The 14,190-nt window shown below is 61.9% G+C and carries 7 protein-coding genes, 1 tRNA gene and 1 pseudogene; 3 read left to right on the top strand and 6 right to left on the bottom strand.

Annotation, left to right across the window (positions count from 1 at the left end; genetic code table 11):
• Positions 1-716: 716 nt before the first annotated feature.
• Together cysN and FCU66_RS41820 are read left to right on the top strand one after the other, a co-directional pair.
• Entirely contained in the window at positions 717-2,630 is a 1,914-nt protein-coding gene (gene cysN, locus FCU66_RS05880; protein ID WP_168992189.1) for a sulfate adenylyltransferase subunit CysN, read from the top strand.
• A pseudogene (locus tag FCU66_RS41820) lies at positions 2,614-2,745 on the top strand (3'(2'),5'-bisphosphate nucleotidase CysQ); the annotation flags it as partial. The gene cysN and the pseudogene FCU66_RS41820, both read left to right, overlap by 17 nt.
• 62 nt (positions 2,746-2,807) lie before the next feature.
• On the opposite strand, the gene FCU66_RS05870 reads toward FCU66_RS41820, so the two are convergent.
• From FCU66_RS05870 to FCU66_RS05850, 5 genes are all read right to left on the bottom strand, one after another.
• Positions 2,808-3,239 carry a hypothetical protein gene (locus tag FCU66_RS05870; RefSeq protein WP_136622166.1) on the bottom strand — a complete coding sequence of 144 codons (432 nt, stop codon included), beginning with the start codon at positions 3,237-3,239 and terminating at the stop codon, positions 2,808-2,810.
• A 418-nt stretch (positions 3,240-3,657) separates the two neighbouring features.
• A complete protein-coding gene (locus FCU66_RS05865; RefSeq protein WP_136622167.1) occupies positions 3,658-5,001 on the bottom strand; it encodes a calcium-binding protein in 1,344 nt (447 codons plus the stop codon).
• A 377-nt stretch (positions 5,002-5,378) separates the two neighbouring features.
• Positions 5,379-6,740, bottom strand: coding sequence for a site-specific integrase (locus tag FCU66_RS05860; protein WP_136622168.1), 1,362 nt, complete (start codon positions 6,738-6,740; stop codon positions 5,379-5,381).
• Between the two features lie 117 nt (positions 6,741-6,857).
• Positions 6,858-6,934, bottom strand: a tRNA-His gene (locus FCU66_RS05855).
• 377 nt (positions 6,935-7,311) lie between these two features.
• Complete coding sequence (locus tag FCU66_RS05850) at positions 7,312-7,770, bottom strand: phasin (RefSeq protein WP_136622169.1); 459 nt, start codon at positions 7,768-7,770, stop codon at positions 7,312-7,314.
• A gap of 249 nt (positions 7,771-8,019) precedes the next feature.
• On the opposite strand from FCU66_RS05850, the gene FCU66_RS05845 reads away from it, so the two are divergent.
• Positions 8,020-11,940 (top strand): PAS domain S-box protein, encoded by a 3,921-nt coding sequence (locus FCU66_RS05845; RefSeq protein ID WP_136622170.1) that lies wholly within the window; start codon positions 8,020-8,022, stop codon positions 11,938-11,940.
• Positions 11,941-12,199: 259 nt separating this feature from the next.
• Here the strand turns inward: FCU66_RS05845 and FCU66_RS05840 are convergent, their stop codons facing one another.
• A complete protein-coding gene (locus tag FCU66_RS05840; protein WP_136622171.1) occupies positions 12,200-14,170 on the bottom strand; it encodes an acetoacetate--CoA ligase in 1,971 nt (656 codons plus the stop codon).
• Positions 14,171-14,190 lie beyond the last annotated feature (20 nt).

The following is a 14,190-nucleotide window of genomic DNA, read 5'->3' as shown; positions in this document are numbered from 1 at the left end:
CAGCCCCGGCGCCGTTTCTCACAAACTGCCCGTCGGTTAGGCCCGGTGTCCTAGCCCCATCCCAACAAGGGGTGCCGGGCCGCTCCATCCAAATCCTCGTTGACTAAAGGCCCGCCGCCCCATTTGCGAGGCGACGGGCCCTCGCCCCAGCCCACACACCTATCAACGCAATTGCGGTGCCAAGCGTACTGTCCCATAACGGGTCGCATTTGGCCCCACGGCGGACGGGCTTCACATCAGGGCTGGCAGCAACGATAGTCTCAGCGTGATTGGCATGGCATGGCGCCCCACCACAGGGCCTTCGTGATCAGAAGCCTTGCAATCCGAGTTAGGCGGACCTGACCCATTGATTGGACCATTTCACGGACGCGCTCCCAATCTTCTTGCCTGATCTCCCGGAAGTGCAGATCGTGAGAAGACAGCGGCGAGCAGGAGGGTTATGAAGAGCCAGTGATAGGCTTGGAGATGACCATGTCCATCAGGGACCAGATCGGATCGCCTGGTATATTGCAGGGCCGCCTTTCGGATTGCATCGCGGCGGACTGCCGTGGATGAGGGCCGCCGGACCCCGATCCTTAACCTGTCCTTGTTTCGCCGCGAGAAGCATTATTTCGCCAAGGAACGACCGATAGTGGAACGCGACGGCATACCGACCTCAGGGATGACGAGCCCATGAAATTGCGCCTCGGCGAGAAGCGCGAGGGATACTTTTAACCGTGCGCCACATGGCAAAGAGCCTTGCACCCACCGACGGCGTCCGCGAGTACCTGGCGGCGCAGGAAAAGAAGTCGCTGCTGCGCTTCCTGACCTGCGGTTCCGTCGATGACGGCAAGTCGACGCTGATCGGGCGCCTGCTGTCCGACACCAAGCAGATTTTCGAGGACCAGCTCGCCGCACTCGAAGGCGATTCGCGCAAGCATGGCACGACGGGAGACGACATCGATTTCGCGCTGCTGGTCGACGGTTTGGAGGCCGAGCGCGAGCAAGGCATCACCATCGACGTCGCCTATCGCTTCTTCGCCACGCCGAAGCGCAAATTCATCGTTGCCGATACGCCCGGCCACGAGCAATACACCCGCAACATGGCGACCGGCGCCTCGACCGCCGACCTGGCGATCGTGCTGATCGATGCGCGGCAGGGTGTGCTTCGCCAGACCAGGCGCCACTCGATCATCGCCTCGCTGCTCGGCATCCGCCATGTCGTGCTGGCCGTCAACAAGATCGATCTTGTCGATTTCGATCAGACGGTTTTCGACCGTATCGTCGAAGACTACGGGCAATTCTCGCGCGATCTCGGCTTCCAGACCATTGTGCCGATCCCGATGTCGGCCCGCTATGGCGACAATGTCAGCCGCCGATCGGAAAGCATGGAATGGTATTCCGGCCCGACGCTGATCGAGCATCTCGAAAGCGTGTCGGTCGACGAAGCGATGGTCGAACTGCCGTTCCGTTTCCCGGTCCAGTACGTCAATCGACCCAATCTCGATTTTCGCGGTTTTGCCGGCACGATCGCGTCCGGCTCGGTTGCACCCGGCGACGAGGTCGTTGTCGCCAAGTCCGGCAAATCCTCGCGCGTCAAGCGGATCGTCTCCTATGGCGGCGACCTCACCCAGGCGGCTGCCGGTCAGGCTGTCACACTCGTTCTTGACGACGAGGTCGAGATCTCACGCGGCAACATGCTGGTTTCGCCGGCCGCACGGCCGCAGGTCGCAGACCAGTTCGCCGCCAACATCGTCTGGTTCGACGAACATGCGCTGCTGCCCGGCCGCTCCTACATCCTGCGCACCGAGACCGACCAGACCAGCGCCACCGTCACCGACCTGAAGTATCGGATCAACGTCGACAACTTTGCCCATGAAGCGGCCAAGTCGCTCGAGATGAACGAAGTCGGCATCTGCAACATCTCGACGCGGACGCCGATCGCCTTCGATCCCTTCGCTAAGAACCGCATCACCGGCGCCTTCATCCTGATCGACCGCATCTCCAACGCCACGGTCGGCGCCGGCATGATCCTGCACTCGCTGCGCCGGGCTGAAAACATCCATTGGCAGTCGCTCGATGTCGGCAAGCGCGTCCGCGCCGACATGAAGAACCAGCGGCCCGCGGTGTTCTGGTTCACCGGACTGTCGGGCTCCGGCAAGTCGACCATCGCCAACCTGTTCGAAAAGAAGCTGTTCGCCACCGGCCGCCATACTTATATCCTGGACGGCGACAACGTCCGTCACGGTCTCAACCGCGATCTTGGCTTCACCGACGCCGATCGCGTCGAGAACATCCGCCGCGTCGCCGAAGTGGCGCGTTTGATGGCCGATGCCGGGTTGATCGTCATTGTTTCGTTCATTTCGCCGTTCAGCGCCGAGCGGCGCATGGCGCGCGAATTGATGGCCGACGGCGAGTTTATCGAGGTGTTCGTCGACACGCCCTTCGAGGAATGCGCCAGGCGCGATCCGAAAGGCCTCTATGCGCGCGCATTGAATGGCGAGATCAAGAATTTCACCGGCGTCGATTCTCCCTACGAAGCGCCGGAAAACCCGGAAATCCATCTCAAGACATTCGGCAAATCGGCCGAAGAGATGGTAGACGCCCTGGAACACTGGCTGAACGAGCGCGGCGTTGCCGAAGACCAATAAGACAGCGGCGGCGGCGTCTGACGACAGGCTGATGCTCGAAACCTTCGAGCGGCTGGCGCTCGCGGCCGGACGCGAGGTGATGCGTGTATTCCACACCGGCTGTGGGGTCGACCGCGGGAAAAGCCGGGTTGTCATGGGCTCTTGCTGATGCAATCGTTGTCGCCGTTCTAGGCAACCTCAGTGCCACATTCTCTCCCTGAGCCATTTGAGAAACCTGTTCCCAGCGATTGTCCGGCGGACTCTAGCGCCAGCCCATTGCCCTCTTATCGTGGTCCCGACATGGCAACTGCAGACGATGTCGTGCAATTCCCAGTCAGACAGTTCGAAGAAGCGCTTTGCTTCCCCATAGGTGTCATCCTTCAGGCCGACCGCACGCAGTACAGGATCCTCGAAGGCCACTGTGATTGGCGAGCCCTCACTGCGTGCTGCGTCGCGGGCTTGCCACTTCAGATGCTCAGTGCCAGTCAGCGCTCCCAAGCGTCGCTCGGGATGTTCGTCTAGCAACTTTGCCCAGCGCTCGATGCGTTGTTGCCGGGTCATGATCGGGTATGTCGACAAGGGTTCCACTTCTGCGATTGTCTGCAGTTGGCTTAGGGTTTGGTGTTTCATGGTTGGCTCCTTTTGATCGAAGTCCCCTTCTCAACAAAAATTATCGCGCCATGACGCGCTGACAAGGCCGGGTAGGCGGCTTCTCGACGGACAATCGCGATTGCCAAATTTTGACTAATACTGCGCATTGCTCCGCCGCTGCCGACGCTCGAACAGACCCACGTCCCACCGCAAAAAGAGCGGGTTCTTTCCTGCCGCTGGCGTCATCATCAGCGCCTCCCTCGATACTCACGGTCCGAACTACTTATGCACCGTTGCGACCTGGGAACCGTTTGAGCGCAAGCAAGCCCACATAGCGAAACCCGCCACCGGCAACTAGATGGGCGCTATCCGCCGCCATTTCTGATCGCTGTCAGTCGCAACAGGAACACCGGTGACGCGCTCGCGCTTCGTTGTGCCAGTGCGATCGCATGAGCGATCAAACGACGAACACGTCGTGATAGGTCAGGGCCGCCCCGGGCTCTAGGTGGGCGATTTCCACCTGGGGGGTCGATTTCGAGCCGTCGGGATCATAGTACAGAACGCCCGTGGGCCGGTCGTAGAGCAGGTAATCGTTGCTGTGGGCGGCGTGTTCTCGTAATTCGAAATACGACGAGTCCACCTGCGTCGGGCTGGACAAGGAACCGGGGCCGAGCTTGGTGAAGACGGCATTGTCGAGATAGAGCGCGTCATCCGCCGCGTGGAAGTCGGTGAGTGTGTCGACATTGCCGGGGCCATAGGCCGTGTCAAACACGAAGGTGTCCTCGCCCCTGCCACCGGTCAGCACGTCGTTGCCACCCAGGCCCCGCAGTGTATCGTTGCCAGCCAGGGCATCAAAGGTATCGGCCGCGCCAGTGCCGACAAATGTATCGTTCCCGGTCGTTCCGTGGGTCGGGTCGGTCGGCGGGATCGGAGGTGTCGGGTCGGTCCCGTCATGGGCTGCATGCCAGACCGCCTTGGCGTTGTCCCAGTAATCGCGGGCCGCCTGGCCTTGAAGGACCGTCCAGCCGGCGGGCGGCATTGGATAATCCGACGGCAGCGGCGTGTCAGAGAGGTTGAGATAGTAATTGCCGTGCGACTCGACCGTCTTGTCCCAGGCATGCTGCAGCCGCGCCTGGCCGTTGTGGTGAACGTCGGTGATCGCCACCACGCTGTCGATAAAGTGCAGGCTGGGCGAGAAATCGTTAGCGCCTGTGCCATCGGCGAGTTTGAATGGCGAACCGTGGGTCACCACGCCTTTGCGAAGGTACTCGCCCATGCCCAGAAGCATGCCATCCATGGTGACCGTGTTGCCAGACCCATTCACCTCACCGTCGCCAAGGCTCACTCCGGAAAACACGTGGTCGAACAGGGAATCCCGGATGGTGCCGCCGATCACGTCGTCGTCCTCGACCGCGTCGTCTCGTGAGTTGCCGACATAGCTATCGTCGATGAGGAAGGTGCCAGTGCCGCCGACACGGATGCCATCCCAGGGCTGGGTGATCGTCCAGTCGTCGATGACAAAGCTGTGGGCTGAATTTACACGGACTGCGGCGGAGTTGACGTAAATGTTCTCCCAGGCGCCGGTTTGGGAGACCGTGCCGTTGATCGTGCCGCCGAAAGCCAGGAGGTTGTCGCCGGGGTTGACGACCGCGAAGGGATAGAGGTTGGTGGGGCTTCCCTGATTGGCGACGATCCACGAGGCGTTGGTGGCATCGATAGCGGTGTCGGCGGGCAGACCGGATACTTTATATTGGCGGTAGCCATAGTCGCCGCTCAAGACAATGGTGTTTGTATAGGCCATGCTTGGCCCCCTTTCACACCCCTCACCCTTTTCGCCACGTGCCTGAAGCCAGAAAGGCCTATAGATATCAGAGCCCCATCGGCGATATCGCGCAAATCACAAAATATGACAAAACCCACGTCCAATTACAGCGCCCCGCAGGATAAGTACGTTGATCCCGCTATAGGGCTACCACGACCAGTCGGCTAGCCATCTCGTTGACGAGCGCAAGCGCCCGCGCAAAGTCGCGGTCCTTGGGTGTTCCTTTCTGATGATTGGCTATGGTCGGCGCCAGGAGGACCGAGCGGAGACATGGCTCCCGCTATATGACCATCTCGAGCGCGCGCTCCAGGATCATCGGGCGAAGGAGGAACGCCTCGCGGCAGTGCGCCAGCGTGTCAGACGATCGCAGGATCGAACGGCAGCACGATCTTCATAAGTTCCTCTTGCCACATCTTCATGTCGCCGCCCTCATCATATTTCGGACGGTCGATCGTGTGGCCCATCAGCATGCGGCGGAGCTCCTCGTCCAATCTACCGTTCTTCATGCGGTCTTCGAACGAATGGCGCAGTGAATAGACAGTGTGATTGTCGGTCGGGAACAATTTATGGCTCTTGAAGTGCTTGTTGAGCAGGGCGGAAAGGGACGCCTCACGATCTTTGTACCGTGGGAAGCCCTTAGGGTGCTTCTTGAACACCTCGAGCGCCACGCCGACCAACGGCACCTTGCGCACCGACGAGGCGGTCTTAATCTCTCGTGGATCGTCCGGATCATCGCGCGGCTCGACCGAAATATGCGGCACCTCATGATCAACATGGATGACACCGACATGCAGGTTCGCGAGTTCGCTCGGTCGGGCTCCTGTCTCAGCGAAGGCAAGCACGATTCCCCGCGCCTCCTCATTGAGTGCTGCAAGCGCGCCAGGCGCAAATATCTTGTCGCGAATCCAGTCGGTCGGGAACGGCGGCCGACTGCGCTTCGACCTGTCGGTGAATGACAGATCGGCGAACGGGTTTTTCTGTTCGGGGAAACCGAGATGGCGAAAGTAGTCGGCGTAGAGGGTTCGAAGGTTGCCAATGTTTCGGTTGCCTGTCGATGCCGAACGGTCCGCTCTCCCTTTTTCGGGTGCAACTCGGTCCAGCCAATATCTGTGCACCGCTCGCGCGTCGTCGCGTGTGATCTCGCTCATTGGCTTATCGGCGATCAGACCAATGAAGACATCGACGCTCATTTCGCGCTTTGCCTTCCAGCGCTTCTTTTGGTCAGGGCTTTTGGTGCGGATTTCGTCGCGAGCAATCTCGTTGAAATCCAGCTTCAGCGCTTCCGATATCTTATCGTCAGGACGGGCGACCGCGCCGCCGACCGCGTCGACAGATAGTGATTTGGCAGGCTCCCCTATTGTGCTCTCGACCCGCTGCAGGATCGTATCGAGCGGCTCGGCGACCAGGATCTCGGCGAGTGGTCGATAGATGAATCCCAGTGACTCGGCACGCTTGATGGCTTGGCGGTATCGGACACGCGCCGCCTGTGGATTTTCACCCAACATCAACGAAGCCCACAAAGCATTGTCAGCAGCCTCGTGGAGATCTCGGGCGGTGCGCGCCTTTATGCGGTCAGTGGTGTCGAGGGCACGGCGCACGAACACGCCACGCTCGTCGAGGTCCCTAACCTCTCTGGGCACCCGGCGGTAGTAATGGAAATGATCGCCCCTCAGTTGCAGGAAGCGGTCAGGATCATGCTCTTCGCGTCGTCTTCCCACGTCTCTAAAACACCATTTGTATCACATTAGGTAACACAAAATAGGAAATAGCCGCAAGGCTGGCTGCTACCTGCCGAAAATTCTATAATGAATTCAATACTTTAGTGAAAATTCTGATGGTACCGTTGGCTGGGATCGAACCAGCGACCTCCGGATCCACAATCCGGCGCTCTAACCATCTGAGCTACAACGGCACGTTTGCCTGAGCGGGATCGAAACGGAAACTCGTCCCGACCGCTCTGTCGTTCGGCGATGCGTCCATACGGGCTTATGGATTCTAATTCAAGGCTTTTGGAAAGCAAAGGTCACTTCCCCACATCGGCGCTGCCTTTGCCTGGCAAAAAGAGGGCGCAAAGCAACAGCAGGGCGCCAGACAAAGAAAAAGGCCGGCGGGAGGAGGTGCCGGCCTTTTCCTGTTACGAGCCAGCGGGAGGAGGTGCTGGCTGGTCACCCCGGAGAGCAGAGGGAGGAGGTTCCACCCGCCGGGTATTCCTTGATGGCTACCATCATACGCCTGATCGATTTTATGAAAATGCGACCTTTTGTTGCATCCTCAGATCATGCGTAAATGTTAGGCAACCTTGATTTCCTTGAGCGCCTTCTCGAAGGCGGTCTTGATCGGCTTGGAGACGTCCTCGGCTGCCTTGGAGGCGACGGCCTGGAAGTCCTTGGCCTGCTCGACGGTCGTTTCGACGCGCTTGCGCAGGAAGGCGGTCTGCAGTTCGACGACTTCCGACAGCGACTTGGCGCCGATCAGGGCTTCGAGATGGGAGAAGCCGGCCTCGGCATTGGCGCGCAAAGCGGAAATGGTCTTGAGCGACAGGTCGCTGGAAACGGTCTTGGCGGTCTCGAAGGTCGACTCCAGAGCCTTCTGGGTCTCCTCGGCGCCGGTCTTCAGCTTGGCATAGGCTTCCTTCGACTGCTCGACGCCCTTTTCGGCGAACGCGCGCATCTGGTCGGTGGCCTTCGAAGCATCGAAGCTCGGGAATTCAACGTTCTCGATCGTCTCGGCGGTCTTGGTCCTGGACATATTCCATCCTTTTCAGCGGCAGCGGCTTTGACAGAAAGCCGTCTCGTTCATGTATGATGGCAATATAAAGGCAAATTTTGTGCATTGCAATATCTTTGTTGCAGTGCACCATAAATTTCTTTTGGGCCGTTAACCAAGAGCCCAGATTCCAGCCTTTGCACGTTCTGGCTTGTGGACCTTCGCGCCTCCGGCTTTTATTAACAAAGCGTTAACTGCAAATTCGCCGCTCCGTGAGGGTTCGCCAAGCGCATGCCGTCCGAATATTCCTTCCTCGACGTCGCCGTGCTCGACGCGGTCCGCCAGCGCTTTGCCGCCGGCGACGCGATCGCGATCCTGTCGACGGATCTGGAGCAGGTGATCTGGGCTAATGGGCCGGGCGCCGCGGTGTTCGGCTATCCCGACATCGAGGCGATCATCGGCGCCTCGGCACAGTTGCCCTTGATCGCCAGACGCCAGATCATGGCGACCAGCGGATTTCCCGAGATCGGCAGCGACCGCGCCATCATGGTGCGGCTGGCGACCGGCATGACCAGCCGCGCCGTCGGCTTCCTGGCCAGTGCAGTGACCATGCCGGACGCCGAAAAGGCCATCATGCTGGCCGTGCCGGCGGCTCAGACAGGTTCGCGCAGTGCCGGCGAAATCGCCACTCGCGCGATCAGCGGCTTCACCGAGGATGGCCATTTCATCGCCTTTGTCGACGCCGGCGGCCATGTCGAGGCGGCCTCGGAAGGATTTCCGGCACTGGGCATCTTGCCGGAGACGCTGGCTGCGCTCGTCGCCGACGTCGCGGCCGAGACCGACCGCATCGTCAAGCGCCTCGTCCCCGGCTGCACGGTCTCCTATCCGGCAGGGCTGGCAAGATTGACCGAGGAACGGCATCTGCTGGTGGTGATCGACGAGGACCAACTCGACGACAAAGCCGCTGCCGACGACAGCACGGTGGAACCACGGCAGCCAGCCCCAACCGAGACTGCAGCTCCGGAAAGCACGATCGCCCAGCCGGAACCGGATCAGGACAACAGACCGGCAGTCGACAGCGAACACCCGGCTGCCCCGGTGGACGAACCGAGCGTTGCTGAAGCCGCCGAGACCATATCGGTGCCTGCCAAGCCTGGGAATGTCTATCCAGCCGAGCAACCCGCGGAGACGGCGGACAACGACCCGGGGAGCGCCGACGGCACGCCGGCGCAGCATGATCACTGGTACTTCAATGCCGGTGAGGATGATGCACAACCAACCGACCGGCCAGCCGCAACCAAGCCCGTCGAGCCTCCCGGCACCGTCGCGGAGGTTGCAGCGGAAAATCCGACGCAGGACGATACGAAGGCCGCCGCGCCTCTCGAACGCCCGGTGGCGCGGTCGATCGACCGCACGGCGGCGCCGGTACGCTTCGTCTGGCGCACCGATGCCGAGGGCAAGTTCAGTGCGCTGTCGCCGGAATTCGCCGACATCGTCGGCAAGCCGGCGGCCGACGTGATCGGCCGGCGCTTCAGGGATGTCGCGGCCACCTTCGGCCTCGACCCCTCCGGCGAGATATCCGGCCTCCTGGAACGGCGCGATACCTGGTCCGGGCGCTCCGTGCTGTGGCCGGTCGTCGGCACCGATCTGAAGATACCTGTCGACCTGGCGGCGCTGCCTGTCTATGGCCGCAGCCGCGCCTTCGAGGGTTTTCGTGGCTTCGGCGTCGCCCGCGCCAGCGATGCGGTCGTCGATCCGGAAGCGATCGGCATGGCGCTGGTGCCCAATGGCAAGGCGCCGGCAGCGCCGGAATCGAAGCCCGTCGAACCCGCGCTCGAACAGCCGAAGGCTGAAGAGCCGAAGGCCGAGGACGCTCAGGCATCGGACCCGTTCAAGGGCGAAGTGCCGGCGCTGACCATCGTGCCGAAACCGGAGCGGCGCTTTGCCGACAAGGTGATCCGGCTGGCCGAACATCGCCAGCCAGCCAACGACAAGGGCCTGTCGACCCTGGAACGCAGCGCGTTTCGCGAGATCGGCGAGCGACTGAAGAAGGACAGCGCCCCAGTCGAGCCGGCAGAGACCGAGAAGCTGGATGTGCCGACGGCGGAGGTCAAGGCGGTCGGCGAGGTTGCGTCGACGCCCGATGCTAGCCAGCAGGAAGGCCCGACGCATGCCGGCGAAATCCCTGCGGCAGAGCCAGAGAACGAACCGGTCGAACCATCCGAGACCGATGTCGATGCCGAAGACGAGCAGGATCTGGCGCGGCTTGACGGCGGCCACCCGGACGAAGCGGTTCATGAGGGACCCTCCGAACCGAATGTGACGGGCTCGCTGCTCGACTATGCCAGCCATGATGACGAAGGCGGTCCTGTCGCGGACAACAATGACGAGGCCCCTGTTTCCGAACCGGTGGCGGCGGAACCGGAAATCACCAAGCCCGTCGCGACTGGCACAGAGCCGGCTGGCGCTGATGCGGCACATGACGCCGTCGATGACGACAGCATGACATCAGCTGATTTTCGCGATGCCGAGGATAGTGAAGATTGGGCGCAGCCCGACGAGGAAGGCGCGGCGCCTGACGAGGAGGCGGTTGCATCCGCCGAGGAAACCGCCAGCGCAAGCGACGCCGTCGCGGCACGCGGCGAGCGCCCTCGCCTGCTGGTGCCGCCGCTCAAGGCCGAAGGGTTCGTGCCATCGGCGTTTTCGGCTGGAGATGAGCACAAGGCTCCGGACACCTCGCTTCTCGGCAAGCTGCCTGTGCCCCTGCTCATCCATTCCGGGGACCAGTTGCACTATGCGAACGAGGAATTCCTCAATCTGACCGGCTACGAGGCGCTCGACGACCTGGCGGATGCCGGCGGCCTCGGCGCGCTGTTTGCCGACCCCTATGCCGACGACGGCGCCTCCGACGGCACCGATCGCGCGCTGCGGTTGAAGACGCGTGACGGACAGGAATTCCCGATCGAGGCCATCTTGCGCTCGGTTCCGTGGCGCGACGGCAAGGCGCTGATGCTGGTCGTGCGCCGCTCCGGCGAGGATGACGCGCCGGTGCATGCGGTTGGCGACGAGCAGACGCAGCCCGACATTCCCGAGCTCAAGGCGCGCATCGCCGAGATGCGCACCATCATCGACACCGCCACCGACGGTGTCGTGCTGATCGGCCGTGACGGCACCATCCGCTCGATCAGCCGCCCGGCCGAAGCGCTGTTCGGTTTCGACAGCGACGACGTGACCGGCAAGCCATTCGCCTCGCTGTTTGCGATCGAAAGCCAACGCGCGGCGCGCGACTATCTCAACGGACTGTCCGAGCCCGGCGTGGCGAGCGTCATGAATGACGGCCGCGAGGTGATCGGGCGCGAGGCGCAGGGGCGCTTCATCCCGCTGTTCATGACCATTGGCCGGCTGCCCAATGACAGCGGCTTCTGTGCCGTCGTGCGCGACATCACGCAGTGGAAGCGGGCCGAGGAGGATTTGACCCAAGCACGTGCGGTGGCCGAGCGCGCGTCGTCGCAGAAGACCGACTTCCTCGCCCGCATCAGCCACGAGATCCGCACGCCGCTCAATGCAATCATCGGCTTTTCCGAACTGATGGTCGACGAGAAGTTCGGACCTGTCGCCAATGACCGCTACCGCGACTATCTGCGCGACATCAACCGCTCGGGCAATCATGTGCTCGACCTGGTCAACGACCTGCTCGACATCTCGAAGATCGAAGCCGGCCAGCAGGAGATGGCCTACGAGGCGGTGTCGCTCAACGACACGCTGGCCGAGACGGTGGCGATGATGCAGCCGCAGGCCAATCGCGAACGCGTCATCATCCGCTCCAGCTTCGCTTCGCGGCTGCCGGAAGTGGTGGCCGACCTGCGCAGCGTGCGCCAGATCGCGCTCAATATCCTGTCGAACGCCATCCGTTACACCCAGGCCGGTGGCCAGGTGATTGTCTCGACCGCCTATGAGACGTCGGGCGACGTCGTCATGCGGGTGCGCGACACCGGCATCGGCATGAGCCAGGCCGAAATCGAGCAGGCGCTGAAGCCGTTCAAGCAGATCAACGCGCTGAAGCGTGGGCGCGGCGACGGCACGGGCCTCGGACTGCCGTTGACCAAGGCGATGGTGGAAGCCAATCGCGCCCGGTTCACCATCAATTCGACACCGGGAGAAGGTACCCTGGTCGAGGTCGCGTTCCCGTCAACCCGTGTGCTCGCGGAATAGGCCAGCCCTCTCCGATAAAAGAAAAGGCGCCCAAAGGACGCCTTAAGAGATGGGATTGCTGTCACAACGGGGGCTTGAGCGAATTCGGATCCTCCGGGGGGCTGAGGAACGGGATTTCTCCCTCAAGTTACATGCGACTATCGACGCCGGACCTTAACAACTCCTTACCGGGCAGCCGAAAAATTTACGAATGTGTACCACTCGTGAAATCTAGGTAAATTCTACCGACATATTTGGTTAACCATGCTGGCCGCCCCAATTACTCGGCCAATTGCGGCAGGTTCTTGAACAGCTCCAGCGCCTCTGGATTAGCGAGCGCCTCCTTGTTCTTGATGGCGCGGCCGTGCACGACGTCGCGCACCGCGAGTTCTGTGATCTTGCCCGACTTGGTGCGCGGAATGTCGGTGACGGCGACGATCCTGGCCGGCACGTGACGCGGGCTTGCGCCGCTGCGGATCTTGGCGCGAATGCGTTTTTCGAGTTCCTCGTCGAGTTGCACGCCGGCGGCCAGCCGCACGAACAGCACGACGCGCACGTCATTGTCGAAGTCCTGGCCGATGCACAGCGCTTCCAGAATCTCCGGCATCTGTTCCACTTGATTGTAGATCTCCGCCGTGCCGATGCGCACGCCGCCCGGGTTGAGCGTGGCGTCGGAGCGGCCATGGATGATCAGGCCTCCATGCACGGTCCATTCGGCGAAATCGCCATGACACCAGACATTGTCGAAACGCTCGAAATAGGCCGCCCGGTACTTCTTGCCCTCGGGGTCGTTCCAGAAGCCGATCGGCATCGCCGGAAAGGCCTTGGTGCAGACCAGTTCGCCCTTCTCCTGTCGGACCGGCCTGCCGTCGTCGTCCCAGACATCGACGGCAAGGCCGAGGCCGGGTCCCTGGATCTCGCCGGTCCAGACCGGCTGCGTCGGCACGCCGAGCACGAAGCAGGAGACGATGTCGGTGCCGCCAGAGACCGAAGCCAGGTGCACGTCCTTCTTGATGCCATCATAGACGAAGCGGAAATCCTCCGGCGACAGCGGCGAGCCGGTAGAGGAAATCGCCCGCACGGTGGACAGATCATGCGTGCGGATCGGCTTGAGACCAGCCTTGCGCACGGAATCGATGAACTTGGCCGAGGTGCCGAAGAAGGTCATCTTCTCGGCATCGGCGAAGTCGAAGAGCACATTGCCGTCGGGGTAGAAGGGCGAGCCGTCATAGAGCAGCAGCGTGGCACCCGAAGCGAGCCCCGACACCAGCCAGTTCCACATCATCCAGCCGCAGGTGGTGAAGTAGAAGAAGCGATCGCCGTCGGTGAGACCGGCATGCAGCCGATGCTCCTTGACATGCTGGAGCAGCGTGCCGCCGGCCGAATGGACGATGCATTTGGGAATGCCGGTCGTTCCCGACGAGAACAGGATGTAGAGCGGATGCGAAAACGGCAGCGGCTCAAAGGCAACGGGCTTGCCGGCGAAGGGCGACAGCGCTTCTTCCAGCGCCACCGCCTTGTCGATTGTGCCAGCGACATCGCTCGATGTGCCGAGATAGTCGACGACCAGGATCTTGCGGACAGTGCCGAGCTTGGCCGCGACCGCGGCGATCTTGTCGGCGACCTCGATCGCCTTGCCGTTGTACCAATAGCCATCCGGCGCGATGAAGACGACGGGCTCGATCTGGCCGAACCTGTCGAGCACGCCCTGCTCGCCGAAATCGGGAGAGCAGGACGACCAGACGGCGCCGATCGAGGCGGCTGCCAGCATGGCGGCGATGGTCTCCGGCATGTTGGGCATCATCGCGGCAATGCGGTCGCCCTTCTTCACCTTGAGCGATAGGAAAAGCTGCTGCAGCCGCGAGGTCAGTGCGTGCAATTCGTTCCAGGACAGCCGGCGCTCGACCTTGTCCTCGCCGCGAAACACGATTACCTCACTGGCGCCGGTCTTCTTCAGCAAATTCTCGGCGAAGTTCAGCGTGGCATTGGGAAAGAAGGAGGCACCCGGCATCCTGTCGCCGTCGACGAGCGCGGGCTCGCCCCCATCAATGCCCTTGTCGCCGACGATGCCGCAGAAATCCCAGACCAGGCTCCAGAACCCTTCACGGTCTTCGACCGACCAGCCGTGAAGCTGCGAATACGAAGAAAACGCTACGCCGGCTTTCACGGCGGCTGCCTTGGTGAAAGCGGTCAACGGCGCGGCGTCAATCTGGTCTTGTGTCGGGGTCCAGAGCGGTACTTCGGCAGCCATGATCGTTCCTCCACGGTCGC

Source organism: Mesorhizobium norvegicum (assembly GCF_004919685.1).
Lineage (GTDB): Bacteria > Pseudomonadota > Alphaproteobacteria > Rhizobiales > Rhizobiaceae > Mesorhizobium > Mesorhizobium norvegicum.
The sequence above is the reverse complement of the archived record's forward strand: the minus strand, read 5'-3'. Positions and strand labels throughout refer to the sequence as shown.